Source organism: Streptomyces sp. NPDC016459, from assembly GCF_040632845.1.
GTDB lineage: Bacteria > Actinomycetota > Actinomycetes > Streptomycetales > Streptomycetaceae > Streptomyces.
Genome location: NZ_JBEYCR010000001.1, coordinates 160500 through 175501, shown reverse-complemented (window position 1 = coordinate 175501; position 15002 = coordinate 160500). Strand labels below are relative to the sequence as shown.

The 15002-nt window shown below is 73.6% G+C and carries 13 protein-coding genes and 1 pseudogene; 7 read left to right on the top strand and 7 right to left on the bottom strand.

Going from position 1 to position 15002, the window contains the following annotated elements:
• The first annotated feature begins 31 nt into the window (after positions 1-31).
• Entirely contained in the window at positions 32-1300 is a 1269-nt protein-coding gene (locus ABZ567_RS00805; protein WP_360782847.1) for an SWIM zinc finger family protein, read from the top strand.
• A 126-nt stretch (positions 1301-1426) separates the two neighbouring features.
• A complete protein-coding gene (locus tag ABZ567_RS00800) occupies positions 1427-2248 on the top strand; it encodes a chaplin (protein WP_360782844.1) in 822 nt (273 codons plus the stop codon).
• Positions 2249-2295: 47 nt separating this feature from the next.
• Here ABZ567_RS00800 and ABZ567_RS00795 read toward each other — a convergent pair whose 3' ends face one another.
• From ABZ567_RS00795 to ABZ567_RS00785, 3 genes are all read right to left on the bottom strand, one after another.
• Positions 2296-2985, bottom strand: coding sequence for a DUF2293 domain-containing protein (locus ABZ567_RS00795; RefSeq protein ID WP_360782841.1), 690 nt, complete (start codon positions 2983-2985; stop codon positions 2296-2298).
• A gap of 11 nt (positions 2986-2996) precedes the next feature.
• Positions 2997-3455, bottom strand: coding sequence for a hypothetical protein (locus tag ABZ567_RS00790; RefSeq protein WP_360782838.1), 459 nt, complete (start codon positions 3453-3455; stop codon positions 2997-2999).
• A gap of 107 nt (positions 3456-3562) precedes the next feature.
• Positions 3563-4774, bottom strand: a complete 1212-nt coding sequence (locus tag ABZ567_RS00785; protein ID WP_360782836.1) for a pyridoxal phosphate-dependent aminotransferase — start codon at positions 4772-4774, stop codon at positions 3563-3565.
• 91 nt (positions 4775-4865) lie between these two features.
• On the opposite strand from ABZ567_RS00785, the gene ABZ567_RS00780 reads away from it, so the two are divergent.
• A complete protein-coding gene (locus ABZ567_RS00780) occupies positions 4866-5510 on the top strand; it encodes a helix-turn-helix domain-containing protein (protein WP_360782833.1) in 645 nt (214 codons plus the stop codon).
• 338 nt (positions 5511-5848) lie between these two features.
• Positions 5849-6493, top strand: a complete 645-nt coding sequence (locus tag ABZ567_RS00775) for a uridine kinase (RefSeq protein WP_360782830.1) — start codon at positions 5849-5851, stop codon at positions 6491-6493.
• Between the two features lie 88 nt (positions 6494-6581).
• Here ABZ567_RS00775 and ABZ567_RS00770 read toward each other — a convergent pair whose 3' ends face one another.
• Positions 6582-7496 (bottom strand): PfkB family carbohydrate kinase, encoded by a 915-nt coding sequence (locus ABZ567_RS00770; protein ID WP_360782827.1) that lies wholly within the window; start codon positions 7494-7496, stop codon positions 6582-6584.
• Positions 7497-7846: 350 nt separating this feature from the next.
• Positions 7847-8743: pseudogene (locus tag ABZ567_RS00765) on the bottom strand (pseudouridine-5'-phosphate glycosidase); the annotation flags it as partial.
• A gap of 274 nt (positions 8744-9017) precedes the next feature.
• Between ABZ567_RS00765 and ABZ567_RS00760 the strand changes: the two are divergent.
• Positions 9018-9374 (top strand): cupin domain-containing protein, encoded by a 357-nt coding sequence (locus tag ABZ567_RS00760; protein WP_360782824.1) that lies wholly within the window; start codon positions 9018-9020, stop codon positions 9372-9374.
• Positions 9375-9667: 293 nt separating this feature from the next.
• Here the strand turns inward: ABZ567_RS00760 and ABZ567_RS00755 are convergent, their stop codons facing one another.
• A complete protein-coding gene (locus ABZ567_RS00755) occupies positions 9668-10888 on the bottom strand; it encodes an MFS transporter (RefSeq protein WP_360784973.1) in 1221 nt (406 codons plus the stop codon).
• Between the two features lie 167 nt (positions 10889-11055).
• Positions 11056-11622 carry a methylated-DNA--[protein]-cysteine S-methyltransferase gene (locus ABZ567_RS00750; RefSeq protein WP_360782821.1) on the bottom strand — a complete coding sequence of 189 codons (567 nt, stop codon included), beginning with the start codon at positions 11620-11622 and terminating at the stop codon, positions 11056-11058.
• Between the two features lie 268 nt (positions 11623-11890).
• On the opposite strand from ABZ567_RS00750, the gene ABZ567_RS00745 reads away from it, so the two are divergent.
• Positions 11891-12790 carry an MHYT domain-containing protein gene (locus tag ABZ567_RS00745; RefSeq protein WP_360782818.1) on the top strand — a complete coding sequence of 300 codons (900 nt, stop codon included), beginning with the start codon at positions 11891-11893 and terminating at the stop codon, positions 12788-12790.
• Between the two features lie 40 nt (positions 12791-12830).
• The gene (uvrB, locus tag ABZ567_RS00740) at positions 12831-14972 is read left to right on the top strand and encodes an excinuclease ABC subunit UvrB (RefSeq protein ID WP_360782816.1); all 2142 of its coding nucleotides are present in this window, start codon (positions 12831-12833) and stop codon (positions 14970-14972) included.
• The last annotated feature ends 30 nt before the right edge of the window (positions 14973-15002 follow it).

Sequence of the window (15002 nt, the reverse complement as noted above, 5' to 3'; positions counted from 1 at the left end):
GGAGGCCCTTCGTGTCCCTGAGGAGGCCCTCGTGAACAGCGCCAGGGGAGCCCGTGGAGCCGCTCCCCGCCACGACGAGCGCCGCCGCAGCTTCCCGCAGGTCGCGCCGCGCGAGACCCCCGACGGACGGTTCGCCGCCACGTGGTGGGGCAACGCCTGGGTCGACGCACTGGAGGACACCGCCCTCGACGGGGCCCGCCTCGCCCGCGGCAAGGCGTACGCGGGACGCGGCCACGTCGACGCGATCACCGTCACCCCCGGCCGGGTCGTCGCGTACGTCCACGGCAGCCGCGCCCGCCCGTACCGCGCCGAGATCCGGATGCGGACGCTCGGCGACGACGGCTGGGAGCGGTTCCTCGACGAGGCCACCGCCCGCCCCGACCACATCGCCGCCCTCCTCGACAAGGACGTGCCGCACGCCCTGGGAGCGATCACCGGACTGCTGCCCGCGCCGGGCGACCTCGTCCCCGACTGCACCTGCCCGGACGACGGCTACCCCTGCAAGCACGCCGCCGCCCTCTGCTACCAGGCGGCGCGGCTCCTCGACGAGGACCCGTTCGTCCTCTTCCTGATGCGCGGCCGCGGAGAGCAGGAGCTCCTCGCCGAACTCACCCGGCGCAACGCGGCCCGGTCCGCCGCCGAGACGATCGCGGCCGCGCCGCCGATGCCCACGGTCCCCGCCCGTGCCGTACTCGACGCGACGGACCGGCCCGCGCCGTCGCTACCCCCGCCCCTGCCGCTACCGGACCGCCCAGGACGCCCCGCCGTCTTCCCGCCCGACCCCGCCGCGCCCGACCCGCTCGCCCTCGACCTCCTCGCCACCGAAGCCGCCGCCCGCGCCCACGTGTTCCTCAGCACCGGGCGCGACCCGGTCGCCGCGCTCACCCCCTGGCAGGACGCCGTCCGGCTCGCCGCCGCGCACCCGGGCTCCGGGCTCACCGCCTCGACCCGCGCCCTCTACCGTGACCTGGCGTACGCGCTCGACCGTACCCCCACGGACCTCGCCCGCGCGGTCGCGGCCTGGCGTCAGGGCGGAGCCGCGGGACTCGCCGTCCTCGAAGCGCCGTGGGATCCGCCTGCGGGACCCTTCGACCGCGCCCGACCCGCGCTGATCGCAGCCGACTTCCCCGCCTTCAGACCCTGGCGCAACCGGCTCTCCACCGAGTCCCTCCAGCTCCGCCTCGGCCGCGACGGCCTCTGGTACGGCTACGAGTCGGACGCCGGCCGTGAGGACTGGTGGCCACGCGGCGCCCCCGATGCGGACCCGGTCGGAGCCCTCACCGACCTCCTGGGACGCTGACCGACACTCGAACAGGCCCCACTCGATGGAGTGAATCAGGTCAACGGCCGGATCCGGCACGTGTGTTTGTCGCGTTGATTCGGGTACGGGCACTTGCCCGTGCACACCTCCGGAAGGCAGGAAGCCATGAGGCAGATTCGCCGAAGTGGTCTGGCCACACTGTTGGTCACGGGTGGGGCGCTCGCGCTCTCGGCGGGCGCCGCGCACGCCGACTCCGCCGCACAGGGCGCCGCGGTCGGCTCGCCGGGCGTCGGCTCAGGCAACACGGTTCAGCTGCCGGTGCACGTGCCGGTCAACGTCTGCGGGAACACGGTCAACGTCGTCGGTCTGCTCAACCCGGCCTTCGGCAACAGCTGTGCCAACCGCTCCGCCGCGCCCGAGCCCAAGGGCTACGGGTCGGAGGACGGTGGCGGCCGGTCCCACAAGGACCTGCCCGGCACCCCGCGCGGTGGCGAGCAGGCCGGCGGCTCCCACGGTGGCGGGCCGGGGGCCGGTTCGTCCACCGGCGGCGGGTCCAAGGCCGAGGGCCTCGCCGCAGGCTCTCCCGGAGTCCTCTCCGGGAACGGGCTCCAGCTGCCGGTCGACCTCCCCGTGAACGTCAGCGGGAACTCGGTCAACGTCGTCGGTCTGCTCAACCCGGTCTTCGGCAACACGGCGGTCAACGGCCCCGCGAAGCCGGCGCAGCCGATCGAGAAGCCGACGCCGCGCCCCCAGACCCCCGTGCGGAACGTGCCGGTCCCGCAGACGGAGACCGAGACGGAGCCGGAGACGGAGCCCGAGGTGGAGAAGCCCGCCCCGGCTCCCGCGCCGCAGGGTGAGACGAGCCCGGTCGCGCTGGCCGCCACCGGTGCGGACACCCTCGGCTACGCCGCCGGCGCGAGCGCCGCGCTGCTGCTCGGTGGCGCCCTGCTGTACCGTCGCGCGCGCCGCGCCGGAGACCAGGCCTGAAGGTCCCGCCCTCGCGGTCCGGCCGAGGCACGCTGACACCCGAGCCGTCAGCCGCGTCCCCGGTCGACGGCGTTCTCGCCGCCGCTACGCCAGGCCCGGAGCACCGCCTCGATGGCGGGTGCGACCCTCGTCCGGGCCTGGTGCCGAGGAACCCCCCGCATCAGCAGCGCGTCGTACGGCGTGTCGACGTGCCGTACGGAGGCGCGTACCGCCGCCGTGACGGCGCCTCGGTCGAGCGAGCGGCCCGCGGCGGTGCGCCCCACGCGCCCACTGCCCTTCGCGGAGGCGTGGACGGCGACCTCGGTGGCTCGGTCCGCCGGGCAGGAGGGGAAGAGCCGCAGGATCTCCGCCCGGAGGACCTCGGTGATCTCCTCGTCGAGTGCCGCGCGCCGCACCGCGTCCCTGGCCCGGCGCCTGGCCCGCGCCTCCGCGTCGGCCAGGCAGGCCGACTCCGCCTCGGCCAGTGCCGCCTCCTCCACGAGGAGGCCCTGCCGCTCGTACCGTGTACGGCGCCGGTTGTGCCGTACCACCACCGCCCACAGCGCACTGCCCTCGCGGGCGCGGCGGGTCAGCGCCGTGTCGCCCCGGCGCAGGAAGACCAGATGTCCCAGGTCGGCGCAGTCCAGGCAGACCGGCGCACCGAACTCGACGATCATGCGCTCCAGCGGCCCCTGCCGGCACTCCGAGCAGCGGGGGCGCCTGAGCGGTTCGACGACGATGGGCGCGACGAGGTCCATGACCGCCCTGCTCAGCGGACGCCGGGCGCGGCTGCGGAGACGAAGCGGGCGAGCGCCTGCTTCGCCTGCTCGGAGCGGCGGGCCCGTTCCGTCTCTCCCACCGCCTCGTGCATGCAGTGGGTCTCCAGGAAGGCGGCCTCCGCCAGTCGGCGGACGTGGGCGTCGTCGCACACCAACTGGACGCGGAAGAGCGCCTGTCGCGCGTTGGTCCGCTGCCGGTAGGAGGCGTGGCGGGACTCCTCGGCCTCCTCGGAGCCGGGCTCCTCTGCGGCCCGGAACCAGCGGTCGTTCTGGCTGTGGCGGTAGTCGACGACCGCGCCCGCGTAGGCGCTGTAGGTCGCGATCCGCTCCTGGCGGAGCTGTTCGGTGCGGGCGAGCGAGGCCGTGCGCTCCGTGGCCCGCGCCTGGAACCAGTGGGTGGCGATGACACCCAACAGGGTTCCCGCCACCGCTATCAGCGCCACATCCATGACCGGCCGCCCCTCCCCGTCTCCTCCGGCCGTGTCCGCGGCCGGTTCCCCCGTCGGGTCCGAAGATCCTTCGGACCCTCAGATCATGACAGCCCAGGGGCGGGACGTCACTGCCGGTAGCCGCTCAGGAAGCGGCCGATGCGGCTGATCGCGGCGTCGAGGTCATCGGCGTACGGCAGGGTCAGGATGCGGAAGTGGTCCGGGCGCGGCCAGTTGAAGCCGGTTCCCTGGACGACCTGGATCTTCTCGCGCAGGAGCAGGTCGAGGACGAACTTCTCGTCGTCGTGGATCCTGTGCACGGCGGGATCGAGGCGGGGGAAGGCGTACAGGGCTCCCTTCGGCTTCACGCAGGAGACACCGGGGATCTCGTTGAGCTTCTCCCAGGCCCGGTCGCGCTGTTCGCGGAGCCTGCCGCCCGGTGCGGTCAGCTCGTGGATCGACTGGCGGCCGCCGAGCGCGGCCTGGATGGCGTACTGGGCGGGGGCATTGGGGCAGAGCCGCATGGAGGCCAGCATGGTGAGGCCCTCCAGATAGCTCCTGGCGTGCTGTTTCGGGCCGGTGACGACCAGCCAGCCGGAGCGGAAGCCCGCCACCCGGTACGTCTTGGAGAGCCCGCCGAAGGTGAGGACGACCAGGTCGGGGGCGAGGGAGGCGGCCGGGTAGTGGACGGCCTCGTCGTAGAGGATCTGGTCGTAGATCTCGTCGGCGAAGACCATGAGGCCGTGGCGGCGGGCGAGATCGAGGATGCCCTCGACGATCTCCTTCGGATAGACCGCGCCGGTCGGGTTGTTGGGGTTGATGACGACCACGGCCCGGGTCCGGTCGGTGATCTTGGACGCCATGTCGTCGAGGTCCGGGTACCAGTCGGCCGACTCGTCGCACAGGTAGTGCACGGCCTTGCCGCCCGCGAGGGTGGTGACCGCCGTCCACAGCGGGAAGTCCGGGGCCGGGATCAGCACCTCGTCGCCGTCTTCCAGCAGGGCCTGCACGGCCATCGAGACGAGTTCCGAGACACCGTTGCCGAGGAAGACGTCGTCGACGTCGACCTCCGGCAGCCCCATGGCCTGGTAGCGCTGTGCCACGGCTCGGCGGGCGGAGAGGATGCCGCGGGAATCGGTGTACCCGTGGGCCTTCGGGAGCATCCTGATCATGTCCTGGACGATCTCCTCGGGCGCCTCGAACCCGAAGAGCGCCGGATTGCCGGTGTTGAGGCGCAGCACGCTGTGGCCCGCCTCCTCCAGCGCGTTGGCGTGCTCGATGACCGGGCCCCTGATCTCGTAACAGACCTCGCTCAGCTTGCTCGACTGCCGGAACTCCATGTCCGACCTCCCCAAGTCCCCGGAAACAGTGTTGCTTGGTTTTACCAAGTTCAAGCTTGGAAAGTCCAACAACATGTCTAGACTGCGTCGCATGCCACGTCAGCCACGCCGCCGCAGCTACGACCAGCACTGCGCCGCCGCGCGCGCCCTCGACCTCGTCGGCGACCGCTGGACCCTGCTGGTCGTCCGCGAACTCCTCGCCGGGCCGCGCCGCTACACCGACCTCCACGCCGATCTGCCGGGCGTCAGCACGGACATGCTCGCCGGCCGCCTCAAGGACATGGAGGCCGCCGACCTCGTCACCCGACGCCGACTGCCGCCGCCCGCCTCGGCGTCCGTGTACGAACTCACCCCGCGCGGACGCGAGCTGCAGCCGGTGCTGCGCGCCCTCGCCGCCTGGGGGGCGCCGGACCTGGGCGAGCCGCGGGCCACCGACGCCGTCCGCGCGCACTGGTACGCGATCCCGCTCCTCGGGGTACTCGCCGGGCTGGGTGAGGGCGTCGTGCAGGTGACCCTGGACGAGGGCGAGTTCCACGTACGGGTCGGGGACGACGGGAGCGTCGCGTACGGGGACGGGGTGTACGGGGCCGGTACGGCGACGGAGCCGGACGCGCGGCTCCGGACCGACGCGGCGACCTGCCGGGCCCTCGCGGGCGGAGAGCTGACGCTCACCGAGGCGATCGAGGCGGGCCGCGCGACCTTCGTACGGAGGGCCTCGGCTGCCGGGGTCCGCTGACGGCTGACCGCCGCTGCCGACCGTCGGCTGCCGGGGCTGGTCGCTGACCGCCGGCTGCCGGGCCCGCACGGGTCAGGGGGCCAGGGCGCCTCGCCGCCGGCTGGAAGGAGTCGGACGGCCGGCCGCGCCGGCCGATCGTCGCCGGCACGTGACGACCAGCCCTGGGCACCAGCCCTGGGCCGCCGGGGGCGCCCTTCGACGACCTCCAGTGACGGCGCCTCCCCGCGGCCGACGGTGACATGGGGCCGAGGGTCGAACCGTGACGCCGGTTTCAAGGTCGGGGGCCGTGGCGTATGCCCCAGCGCCCGCACCGTGGCCGCTGCGGGCAGGATGAGGGGGTGAGCGGGACACGATACGAGGCGATCACCTGGGAACGGCTGGCGGAGGCGCTCGCCGGGCACCTCGACACGTCCACCCCCGGCGACGGTGGTGAGTGGCTCAAGGTCGGCGTCGACGGACCGCCCGCCGCCCCCGGGGGCGAACTCGCCGCCCTGCTCGCCGAGGCGCTGCGGGCGCGCGGGCGCGCCGTCCACGTCGTGGGGACGGGCGGCTTCCTGCGGCCCGCGTCCCTCCGGTTCGAGTACGGGAAGCGGGACCCCGACGCGTACTACGACGGGTGGACCGACATCGGGGCCTTGTGGCGGGAGGTGTTCAGCCCGCTGGAGCCGGGCGGCACCGGGCGCGTGTTGCCCGACCTGTGGGACCCGGTACGGGACCGCGCGACCCGCAGCCCGTACGTCACGCTGCCTCCGGGCGGGATCCTGGTCGTGCACGGGCCCTTCCTGCTCGGCCACTGGTTCCCCTTCGACCTCACCGTGCACTTGCGTCTCTCGGCCGCCGCCCTCGCCCGGCGCACCGAGGACACCTGGACCCTGCCCGCCTTCGCCCGGTACGAGTCGGAGGTCGACCCCGGCGCGACCGCCGACGCCGTCGTACGGGCCGACGACCCCCGCCACCCGGCCTGGACGGGCCTCGGGCAGTAGGTCCTCCGGCGGTACGCCCTCCGGCTTTCCGGCCCCGGCGACGGGCGCGCGGCGGTACGTCCGCGGGTGGTACGGCTGCCCGGAGGCGTCAGTCGCCGGGCGGCCGGTCCGGTGGACGGCCGCCGACGACGGTGACCGCCTCCGCGCCCGCGCGGCAGCCTGCCTCGGCGGCCTTGGCCGGATCCGCGCCCGCGAGTCGCGCGGCCAGGAACGCTCCGGTGAACGCGTCACCCGCGCCCGTCGAGTCCACCGGCCGCACCGGGGGCGCCGCCACCCGCGTGGAGACCGCCCCGTCCTCGGCGACCAGCGCGCCCGCCGCCCCGAGGGTGACGACGACCAGCGGGAAGAGACGGCTCAACTCGGCCGCCGCCGCCTCCGGTTCCTCGTGGCCGGTGAGCGTCCGGGCCTCGTCGGCGTTGGGCAGCAGGATCTCGGCGCCCTCCACCGACGCCAGGAACCGGTCCGCCCCCAGCTCCGTGAGGAACCCCGCCGAGGCCGGGTCCACGCTCACCGGCACGCCCGCGTCCCGCGCGTCCCGCAGCGCACGCACGGCTGTCTCCCGGCTCGGCTCGGCGAAGAACAGATAGCCCGACAGATGCAGCCGGGTCACGCCGTCGAGCAGGGCGACGGACCAGTCGCCGGGGGAGAGGCGCAGGGCGGCGCCGCTGTCGGTGAGGAAGGTGCGCTCCGCCGAGGCGTCCACGAGCGCGATCACGGTGGCTGTCGCCGCCTCCGCGTCCGGCACCAGCAGGGGGCGCACGCCCGCGCGGAGCAGCGCCCGCTCGTGCCAGGCCGCCGCGTCCGTCCCCACCCGGCCGAGGAGCCGCACCTCCCCGCGCCCGGAACGCGCGGCCCAGCAGGCCGCGTTGGCTCCCGCACCGCCCGGGAGGGTTCGGATCGTCGCCGCCGTGTCCGTGGCGGGGGCGAGCGGGGTCCGGTGCCGCGCGACGACGTCCGTGACCACGTCCCCGACGACGAGCAGGGCGCCGGGCGCCCTGCTCACCGGCCGACCGAACCGCGCGCGCCTCCGCCGCCGGGCGCGGTCCCCGGGCCGGGCCTCGTCCCGGCGTCACCGGGCTTCGCGCCCACGGCGCCGCACCCGGCTCCCGCGTCGAAGGGAGTCACAGCGCCCGGCCGCGCGCCCGCGTCGCAGGACCCCGCCCCCGCCTCGGCCGCCTTCCCCCCGCCCGGCGTCGCCACAACGTCCCCGGGCCCTGAGCCCACGGCGCCGGGCCTCATCCCGGCATCGGTCGGCGTCCCCGCGCCAGGCCTCGTCCCCACGGACCCCGCCCCCGCCTCGGCCGCCTTCCCCGCGCTGGCTGTCGTCCCCGCGCCCGCCGCCTCCCCCGCTCCGTACGCCCTCGCGATGCTCGCCGCCAGCCGGACATTGCCCCGTACCGCCGCCAGATTGGCCTCCAGGGACGCCCCCTGCGTGTGCACCGTCAGGTACTCCAGCAGGAACGGCGTCACCCCCTGCCCCACGATCCCCTTCTCCTTCGCCGCCGCCAGGCCGCCCGCGAGCACCCGGTCGTGGAGCGCGGGATCCAACTGCCGCGACTCCGGCACGGGATTGGCGACGACGAGTGCCGCCCGGGGCTCGCCCAGCCGGTCCTGCGCCCGTATCACCTCGGCCACCTCCTCCGGGGTCCGCAGCGTCCAGTCGACCGGCTCACCCGAGGAGGAGAGGTAGAAGCCGGGGAAGTGCTCCGTGCCGTACCCGACGACGGTCACCCCCAGGGTCTCCAGGCGCTGGAGCGTCGCGGGCACGTCGAGGATGGACTTGACCCCGGCGCACACGACCGTGATCCCGACCCGGGCGAGCAGCCGCAGGTCGGCGGACTCGTCCTGGGTCTCGGCCCACTCGCGGTGCACGCCGCCGAGGCCGCCGGTCGCGAAGACCCGTATGCCGGCCGCGTCCGCGAGCCGGGCCGTCGCCGAGACCGTCGTCGCCCCGGTCGCGCCGGTCGCCAGGGCCGGGGCCAGATCGCGGTGGCCGAGCTTGCGTACCGCCGGGTCCTCGGCGATCCGGGTCAGGGCCGCCCGGTCCAGGCCGACCCTGGCCGTGCCGTCGACCACGGCGACGGTGGCGGGGACGGCACCCCCGGCCCGTACCAGGGCCTCCAGTTCCAGGGCGACGGCGAGGTTGCGCGGGCGCGGCAGGCCGTGGGCGATGATCGTCGATTCCAGCGCGACGACGGGACGCCCCTCGTGAAGGGCTTCCCTTACCTCTTCGGACACCTGTGTGGACATGTCCCATTCCTGGCGCGGCCGCGGGCCCCGCAAACCTCGTCGGCGAGCACCCGCCACCCACAGGCCGACGCCTTCGGAATCCGTCACGGGGGGCCCGGCGGCGTCGTCCGAGTCGGCCTCCGCACCCGCCGGGCACCGTGCCGAAGGGCCGGTACGGATTTCGTCGTCGTCGCGCGATCCGGGCATCGCGCCTGGTGGGAGGCGAAGCGGAGGGTGTACGTCCACCCGGTCCCGGTCTCGGAGCCGCCTCGGAACCCCGCTACAGTCACCGCCCATGACGACACACGACCAGCCCTCCTTCGCCGTGCACATCCCCGACGAGGAGCTCGAAGCGGAGCCGCTCGACCCCGGCCAGATCGTCTCCGGCACGCCCGAGGTGACGGGCAAGCTGCTGTGGGAGTCCGCCGACGGCAAGCAGCGGCGCGGCATCTGGCAGATCACGCCCGGCGTCGTCACCGACACCGAGGCCGACGAGCTCTTCGTGGTGGTCTCCGGCCGGGCGACCGTGGCCGTCGAGGGCGGGGACACCCTGGAGATCGGTCCGGGTGACGCCTGTGTGCTGCGCGAGGGCGACCGTACGACGTGGACCGTCCACGAGACCCTCCGCAAGGCGTACCACATCAGCCTCTGAGGCCTGACGAAACCTCCCGCAAGGCCGCCCCCGGGTCGTCGAGACCGCCTCTGCAGGCCCCTCGGGAGGCGGCGCTCGACGTCCCGGGGAACCGGGGCGGTTCGGGGTCCGGGAGAAAACCTTCCTATCGGCTGCCCTCCCCCCGGGCAGCGGCTTGGCGCGGCGCCCGCCCCCACGGGCGTGACGCGCTCAGTGACAGCTGCGGTCTGGACGGCCGCCGCCGACGGCACGGCACCCCGCGCCGCCTCGCCCGCGCGGCCTCCTCCCGCGCGGTTCCGCGCTGACCAGGCGGGTCAGGCCTTCCGCGAGCGGCCGCGGACCGCCAGCGCCGCCATCGGCAGCAGCAGGCACGCGGCGATCGCGTTCAGCGGCCCGTACCCCGCCTTCGCGACGATCAGGCCCGCCGCCAGGCCGCCGATGCCGGCGCAGGTGTTCATGATGAAGTCGGAGAGCCCCTGGACCGCCGCCCGCGCGGCCTGCGGCACCGAGTCCGTGAGGAGCGCCGAGCCCGACACCAGACCGGCCGACCACCCCAGGCCGAGGACGAAGAGCCCCAGGGCGGTCCGGCCGTGGTCGGCTCCCGCCGTGCCCGCGACGAGCGCCGCCACGGCGATCAGCCCGACCGCGAGCCCGATCACGGACAGCCGTCCCAGCCGGTCGGACAACCAGCCCATCACGGGCGAGAAGGCGTACATGCCGGCGATGTGCCCACTGATCACCAGTCCCACCAGCTGGATGTCCGCCCCGTGGTGGGTGAGCGCCACCGGAGTCATCGACATGATCGACACCATCGCGGTGTGCGAGGCGGCGACGGTGACCAGGGCGAGACGGGCCCGAGGGGACTCCCGGACGACCCGCATCCCGGCGCGGAGCGAGCGCCCCTCCGCCTCTTCGCCCACGTCGGCGTCGGTCAGCGCGCGGGCGGTGAGGAGCGGATCGGGGCGCAGCAGCGTCGCCACCACGGCCGCCGCGATGACGAAGACACCGGCGGCCCAGACGAACGGCCCGGCGGTGGCCGGTATCCCCAGGCCGGAGACGCTCTCCCCGGCCGGTGCGGCGATGTTCGGTCCGAGCACCGCCCCGATCGTGGTCGCCCACACCACCGTGGAGATGGCCCGAGCCCTGCGGTCCGGTTCGGCCAGGTCGGCGGCGGCGAAGCGGGCCGCCAGGTTCGCCGAGGACCCGGCGCCGAAGCCCACGAGCCCGACGAGGAGCAGGGGGAAGCTGTCGACGGCGGCCCCGAGCACCGCCACCCCGGCCCCGAGCGCTCCGATGAGGTACGCGAGGACGAGCCCGGCTCTCCGGCCCCGCGAGGCCATCAGGGCGGCCAGCGGCATCGCGAGGAGTGCGGGACCGGCCACCGTCGCCGTCGACGCCAGACCGGAGAGGGCCTCGGAACCGCTGACGTCCCTGGCCAGGACGGCGGACAGGGCGACACCGGTGGCGATACCGAGACCCCCGAGGATCTGGGTGGCGATGAGCACGGCCTGGATCCGGCGGCGGACCGAGGGCAGTCCGGCGCCGACGACGGCGAGGCGCTCGGGCGAGGCGGCGGCAACGGCGTCATCGGCGTCAGGGACGTCGGGGGTCTTGGTCACTGACCTGAGTGTGCCAGCGACCTCACCCGAGGGAAACGTCCCAGCCCTCCGCTCGCTCCGCTTCTCGAAACGCCCGACCCCGCTCAGAACAGCGGCGCGGGCAGCACCCCCTCCAGAGCCAGCAGCTGTCGCTTGGTCTCCAGGCCGCCGCCGAAGCCGCCGAGGCCGCCGTCGCTCTCCACCACGCGGTGGCACGGCACCACCAGGGGCAGCGGATTGGAGCCCATCGCCGCCCCGACCGCCTGCCCGGCCCCCGGCTGCCCCACGCGCCGCGCCAGCTCCCCGTACCCGACGACCGTCCCGTACGGCACGGTCGTCGCCAGCGCGCGCAGCACCTGCCGACCGAAGCCGGCCGTCAGACTCCAGTCCAGCGGCAGTCCGACATCGCCGGGCTCGCCCGCGAAGTACCGCTCCAGCCGGCGTATCGCGCTCGCGAGCAGCCCCGAGGCACGCTCCACCGGCTCCGCCCCGAGCTGACCCGACAAGCGGGAGAGCATCCGGTCTCGGCGCACCGCGTCGGCGTGGAACTCCACCCGCACGAGCCCCCGCGCGGTCGCGGCGAGGAAGAGCGGCCCGATGGCGCTCTCGATGACCGTCCACTCCGCCGGGACGGCCCGCCCGCCGCCCGTCGACCCCGCTTCGATGTCCATGCCGCCCACGGTACGACCCACCACTGACAGCCCGGAGGGGAACGGCTCGCCGGACCGGAGGAGAACGTTTTCCCGCCGTTGCCGGACGCGCGCGGCTTCGGCCCGCCGCGGAGGTCACGGCCGGGCGTCGCTCCGATCTCACGACCGGTAATTCCCCGGTCACGTGGTCGGGAGGCCCGCGGCGCGCCATAATCTCGCCCGGTAGTACTACCCAGCGGTACCGACTGTTTTCGGACGACGTGGCACCAGGGGTGGAGGACACACGCTCATGCACGGCACGGTCGACGGATTCAGTTACGGCCTGGTCACGCCGGTGGCCGCTTTTCTCATGGCGTGCCTGGGCGGCGCTCTCGGCCTCCGGTGCACCACGAGATCGCTCCGCCACCGTGACAGCTTCAAGGTGGGCTGGCTCGTTCTCGGCGCCACGTCGATCGGCTCCGGCATCTGGACCATGCACTTCATCGCCATGATGGGCTTCTCCGTCCACCAGGCACCCATCAACTACGACCGCCCGATCACCTTCGCCAGCCTGGGCGTCGCCGTCCTGATGGTCGGTATCGGCATCTTCATCGTGGGCTACCGGGGGGCCACCGCCCTCACCCTGGTCACCGGCGGCACCATCACCGGTCTCGGCGTGGCCACCATGCACTACCTGGGCATGGCCGGAATGCGCCTCCAGGGACGGATCGAGTACGACACGTCCACCGTCGCCCTCTCCGTGGTCATCGCCGTCGTGGCGGCCACCGTGGCCCTCTGGGCGGCCGTCTCCGTACGGGGATTCCTGGCGAGCCTCGGCGCCAGCCTGGTGATGGGCGTCGCCGTCAGCGGGATGCACTACACCGCCATGGCCGCGGTCAGCGTCCGTCTCCACAGCACCGAGCCCGCCACCAACACCGGTGACGCCGCCACCTCGCTCCTGCTGCCGATGCTGCTCGGCCCGGCGGTCTTCCTCATCCTCGCCGCCGTCGTCGTCATGTTCGACCCGCTGCTCGTGATGGGGGACCCGGACTGGCAGGGGCCCGCGGCCCGGACCCCGCACCGCCCCGGCGTGCCGGCCCCCCGCCACGTCCCGTCCTACGGCGAGCCCGCCAACTGGACGTCCCGGCCCGCCGGCCGCGCCGCCCGCAGGACCGCCGCCCGGGGCGGCCACCGCTCCCAGGACTGGTGATCACCGCCCGACTGTCAGTGCCGGGTCGTACGGTGGTTGCATGCGGCCCGTTTCCAAGATCGAACGTTCGGTGGCGCCCTTCGAGGTCGTCAGCTCCTACCAGCCCAGCGGTGACCAGCCCGCGGCCATCGCCGACCTCGAGCGGCGCGTCCGCGCGGGGGAGAAGGACGTCGTGCTCCTCGGTGCCACCGGCACCGGAAAGTCCGCCACCACCGCGTGGATGATCGAGAAGCTCCAGCGCCCCACCCTGGTGATGGCGCCGAACAAGACGCTGGCCGCCCAGCTGGCGAACGAGTTCCGCGAGCTCCTGCCGAACAACGCGGTGGAGTACTTCGTCTCGTACTACGACTACTACCAGCCCGAGGCGTACGTGCCGCAGTCGGACACGTACATCGAGAAGGACTCCTCCATCAACGAGGAGGTGGAGCGCCTCCGCCACTCCGCGACGAATTCCCTGCTCACCCGCAGGGACGTCATCGTGGTCGCCTCCGTCTCCTGCATCTACGGCCTCGGCACGCCCCAGGAGTACGTGGACCGGATGGTCCCGCTGAAGGTCGGCGAGGAGTTCGACCGCGACAAGCTGCTCCGCCGCTTCGTCGACATCCAGTACACGCGGAACGACCTGGCGTTCACCCGCGGCACCTTCCGCGTCCGCGGCGACACCATCGAGATCTTCCCGGTGTACGAGGAGCTGGCCGTCCGCATCGAGATGTTCGGCGACGAGATCGAGGCCCTCTCCACCCTCCACCCCCTCACCGGCGAGGTCATCAGCGAGGACCGCGAGCTGTACGTGTTCCCCGCCAGCCACTACGTCGCGGGCCCTGAGCGCATGGAGCGCGCGGTCAACGACATCGAGCGCGAGCTGGAGGGCCGCCTCGCCGAGCTCGACAAGCAGGGCAAGCACCTGGAGTCGCAGCGGCTGCGCATGCGGACCACGTACGACATCGAGATGATGCGCCAGATCGGCTCCTGCTCAGGCATCGAGAACTACTCGATGCACTTCGACGGCCGCGGGCCCGGCACCGCGCCCAACACCCTCCTCGACTACTTCCCCGAGGACTTCCTGCTCGTCATCGACGAGTCGCACGTCACCGTGCCGCAGATCGGCGCCATGTACGAGGGCGACGCCTCCCGCAAGCGGACCCTGGTCGACCACGGCTTCCGGCTGCCGTCCGCCCTGGACAACCGCCCGCTGAAGTGGGAGGAGTTCCAGGAACGGATCGGCCAGACCGTCTACCTCTCCGCGACTCCGGGGACGTATGAGCTGTCCCGGGGCGACGGCTTCGTCGAGCAGATCATCCGCCCCACCGGCCTCGTCGACCCCGAGGTCGTCGTCAAGCCCACCGAGGGCCAGATCGACGACCTGGTCCACGAGATCCGGTTGCGCACGGAGCGTGACGAGCGGGTCCTCGTCACCACCCTCACCAAGAAGATGGCCGAGGACCTCACCGACTACTTCCTGGAGCTCGGCATCCAGGTCCGCTACCTGCACAGCGACGTCGACACCCTGCGCCGCATCGAGCTGCTCCGCGAGCTGCGGGCCGGCGAGTACGACGTCCTCGTCGGCATCAACCTCCTCCGGGAGGGCCTCGACCTCCCCGAGGTGTCGCTCGTGGCGATCCTCGACGCCGACAAGCAGGGCTTCCTGCGTTCCGGGACCTCCCTGATCCAGACGATCGGCCGCGCCGCCCGAAACGTGTCGGGCCAGGTCCACATGTACGCGGACCGGATCACCCCGGCGATGGAGCAGGCCATCGACGAGACCAACCGACGCCGCGAGAAGCAGATCGCGTACAACACGGAGCGGGGCATCGACCCGCAGCCGCTCCGCAAGAAGATCAACGACATCGTCGCGACCATCGCGCGCGAGGAGATCGACACCGAGGAACTGCTCGGCAGCGGCTACCGCCAGGCGAAGGAGGGCAAGGGCGCCAAGGCCCCCGTCCCCTCGCTCGCCGCCCACGGCGTCAAGGGCAAGGGCAAGGGCAGGGGCAAGGCCGGATCGACGGTGGAGCTCGGCGACCGGCCCGCCACGGAACTGGCCGCGATCATCGAGGAGATGACCGACCGGATGCGCGCCGCCGCCGCCGAGCTGCAGTTCGAGGTGGCCGCCCGGCTCCGTGACGAAGTGGGAGACCTGAAGAAGGAGTTGCGCCAGATGAAGGAAGCGGGACTCGCCTGACCGGACGCGGTCCGGTGTGTTGCAAGACCG